Source organism: Komagataeibacter kakiaceti JCM 25156, assembly GCF_000613305.1.
Genome location: NZ_BAIO01000248.1, coordinates 1 through 3,409, shown reverse-complemented (window position 1 = coordinate 3,409; position 3,409 = coordinate 1). Strand labels below are relative to the sequence as shown.

At 63.2% G+C, this 3,409-nt stretch carries 2 protein-coding genes and 3 pseudogenes; 2 read left to right on the top strand and 3 right to left on the bottom strand.

Annotated elements, in window-relative coordinates; genetic code table 11:
* Window positions 1-93: 93 nt before the first annotated feature.
* Complete coding sequence (locus JCM25156_RS31120; protein ID WP_242402620.1) at window positions 94-330, top strand: hypothetical protein; 237 nt, start codon at window positions 94-96, stop codon at window positions 328-330.
* Window positions 288-1,028 carry a type 1 periplasmic-binding domain-containing protein gene (locus JCM25156_RS23840; RefSeq protein WP_242402619.1) on the top strand — a complete coding sequence of 247 codons (741 nt, stop codon included), beginning with the start codon at window positions 288-290 and terminating at the stop codon, window positions 1,026-1,028. The genes JCM25156_RS31120 and JCM25156_RS23840 overlap by 43 nt, the downstream gene beginning before the upstream one ends.
* Before the next feature lie 188 nt (window positions 1,029-1,216).
* On the opposite strand, the pseudogene JCM25156_RS23835 reads toward JCM25156_RS23840, so the two are convergent.
* The 3 pseudogenes from JCM25156_RS23835 to lpxK form a co-directional block, all read right to left on the bottom strand.
* A pseudogene (locus tag JCM25156_RS23835) lies at window positions 1,217-1,566 on the bottom strand (hypothetical protein).
* A gap of 153 nt (window positions 1,567-1,719) precedes the next feature.
* Window positions 1,720-2,653, bottom strand: a pseudogene (locus tag JCM25156_RS23830) (LpxL/LpxP family acyltransferase).
* A pseudogene (gene lpxK, locus JCM25156_RS23825) lies at window positions 2,650-3,401 on the bottom strand (tetraacyldisaccharide 4'-kinase). The pseudogenes JCM25156_RS23830 and lpxK overlap by 4 nt, the downstream one beginning before the upstream one ends.
* Window positions 3,402-3,409: the final 8 nt, after the last annotated feature.

Here is a 3,409-nt window from a genome sequence, read left to right as displayed (position 1 = left end):
TGATCCTTGGCCCGCTGACCGCCGATGAAACGATGCAGGCCGCCGCTGTGACAACGCCCGTCAGCCGTGCCCATGCTGGCGCTGACCAGCGACATGTCGGTGGCGCGGCCCGATGTGTGGACACTGGGCATCGCGCCGGAGCAGCAGGTGCGCCGCATGGTCGCGCTCGCCATGCAGAAGGGCAGGCAGCATTTCGCGGCCTTCCTGCCCGATAACCGGCTCGGTCACGCGCTGGGGCAGGCGCTGACGCAGGTCTGTGAGGAAAACGGCCTTCAGGCCCCCAGATCATGTTCCATGACGGCACACAGAACACGATCACGGCCAACCTGAACACGCTATCCGCCTATGACAGCCGCATCGCGACCGTGCCGCAGCCCGACCCGGCGGAAAAGGCGGCCAACAAGACCGTCGAGTCGCTGCCAGCATCCGAGGCGCTGGACCCCATCCACCCCGATGGCGCATCCCCCCTGCCTCAGGCCACGCAGGACAGTACCACGCTGCCGCCGCCGCTCAATATCTCGCAGGACATTCCGCCCGCGCCGTTCGATGCGCTGCTGCTGGGGGATACGGGGCTGCAACTGGGCATGATCATCAACGCGCTGGGGCAGATGCATGTGGACAGCGCGCATGTGCAGATCATGGGGCCGGGGCTGTGGGGCGCTTTCGCCAGCAAGCTGTCCGCGTTGCAGGGGGCCTGGTACGCCGCCCCTGATCCGGCCAGCCGTCAGGCCTTCATTCAGCAGTTCATGGCCGCCTACCATCACATGCCCACGCCACTGGCGGATCTGACCTATGACGCGGCGGCGCTGGTGAAGACGCTGGACCAGAATCGCCCGGCAGGCAGCGCCAATGGCTATTCGGTGCAGGCGCTGACCCGTCCCGATGGTTTTGGCGGGGTGGATGGCGTGTTCGGCCTGATGGAAGATGGAAAGACCCGGCGTGACCTGGCTGTATTCCAGATCCTGCCCAGCGGGGGCGGTGTCATGATCGCGCCCCCCGCTGGCAAGCTGGGCCATGACGGTAATTAGAGGCTGTTTGAAAGCAGCCGATTGATAAAAGACAATAAAGGTTTTCGGGCGTCGCCTTTTTTCAAAAAGGCGGCCTTCCCTCAAGCTTTTTAAAAAAAGCCTTTCCCAAAACTTCCTTATGATTACAGGACGTTTCGTGGAGTGGCCGTTACAAACAGTCTCCTGGCCGGAAAACCCTGTTGAAAGTATCAGGCCGCGGCGGTCGCACCGCAGGCAGAACGGGGCGGATGGCGTGCAGCGCGGCTTCAAAGCTGCGGTAGCTGGCCAGTGGATGATTGCGAATCTGGTCGATCAGGATCCAGCCCATCCCTTCGGGCCGGATCATGTAGGCCGGATTGGCGTTTTCGCGCACCCAGACCAGAACATGCTCGATATCCGGTTCGTCATGTTCGTTATGGCTGGTGATGTCGGCATCACACAGTCCCATGCACGCGCCAGCCTGTAGCCAGCGCATCAGGTATTCACGGTGACGGGGAAGAAAACCCTGCCGCAGGGATACAACTTTGTTCGAGAAGTCCCGTTGTTCCATCATGCTCATTTTCTTGGCTCTCTTACCTGTCGTGCGTGACAATGTAAGAACATGCTATTGGCGCATGGCTGCTTTGCCAAACTAAAACCGACAGGAAAAGCCGAAGAAAGAGGCAGAAATTGGAACCTGTGGCAAAAAAACAATAAATTTAAACAAAAGAGATTATTTTTTAGGCATATATTCAGGCAGTTGCACATTCCAGCGGCGATGAAGCCACAGCCAACTGCCCGGATATTGGCGTATCGTGCTTTCAAGCCAGTCATTGACCATCTGGGTCAGCTCCATCTGGTCCTGAACCCGGCTGTCACCTGCGGGCAGGTCGAGGGGAGGGTGGACATGAATCCGCAGCCGTGCCGGACCCAGCCGCTCGACATAACCGGGAATGACCGGGCAACGCAGTTTGATCGCCATGGCCGCCATGGCCCCCGCCGTCATGGCGGGCTGGCCGAAGAACCGGGCCGCCACGCCGTCATTCATCTTCTGGTCCATGAGCATGCCCAGACGTCCCCCCCTGAGGATATGCGCTAGCGCCCCCCACGCGCCCTGCGCGCCCTTGGCGAACAGCGGCACGGGGCTGGCCCATGGCCTGATCGCGCAGGTCGCGCAGGATACGGTCAACCAGCGGATTGTTCGGCGCGCGGTAAAAGGAGGAGAAGGGCAGCCCGTAACGCGCCACGGCAGGGGGCAGCATTTCCCAGTTGCCGATATGGCCGGATACGAAAATGGCGGCTCCCCCCCGCGCTTCCTGCGCGCGGAGGTGGTCTTCCCCCACCACGTCCCATCCCGGCCCGCTGGCCGGATTGTGGGGCAGGGTGGCCAGATGCGGGAATTCGCCCGCGTTGCGGCCGATATTGTCCCACATGTCACGGATGACGCGCCGACGCATTCCCGCATCGAGTTCCGGCATGACCAGGCGCAGATTGGCGTCCGCAATGCGGGAAACCGGCAGTTTCGGCCCCACGGTGCGGCACAGCCATCCACCAAGGTTGGAGGCCCGGACCGGGCCGATACGGCGGAAGATGGACAGGAGGCCACGCACCAGCAGGGCTTCGGCGCGCATCCGCCGGGTTGGTGGGGGGGCAGGTTTATCCGTCATCCGTCTTTCATCCTGCCCAGCCACAGGTCAAGTATGTGGTCGGGCATGGCGGGAAGGCTCCAGTCCAGTTGCAGGCCGACCGTATGAACCCGGGCGCGAACGGCGGGGGGCAGGCGCACGGCGTCCTTTTCGGTCGTGACGAGGCTGGCATCCCATTGCTGTGCCAGTGCAAGCAGCCGCCCGCATTCCGACGGGGTATAGGCATGATGGTCGGCAAAGGCGAGGCAGCGACGCGGCTGGATACCACACCGGGCAAGCCCGTCAAAAAACTTGGCGGGCCGCCCGATCCCGGCAAAGGCTATGACGGGCCGCCCGGCTGGCACATTATCCGTATCCTCGCGCAGCGTGGCGGTGAAACATGGCAGGGTGCCCCGCGTGGCAGCGGCGATGCCATGCCGGTCCGGGCCGATCAGCACCATGCCTGTGGCCCGGGACAGTCCCGTGCCAACCGGTTCGCGCAGGGGGCCGGCGGGCAGAACACGTTCATTGCCGAAGCTGCATGCCCGTCCACCACCACCAGGCTTACATCCTGATGCAGGGTCGGGTTCTGGAAGCCATCATCCATAATCAGGCAGTCCGCGCCATCGGCTATGGCCCTGCGCGCTGAAACCGCACGGTCCGCCCCGACATAGCACGGCGCGATCCGGGCCAGCAGCAGCGGTTCATCGCCTACGTCGCGGGGGGTATGGCGGGCGGGATTTACCCGCGTTCCCGCAGGCGCGCGGCCCCCGTAACCACGTGAGAGGATGGCTGGCC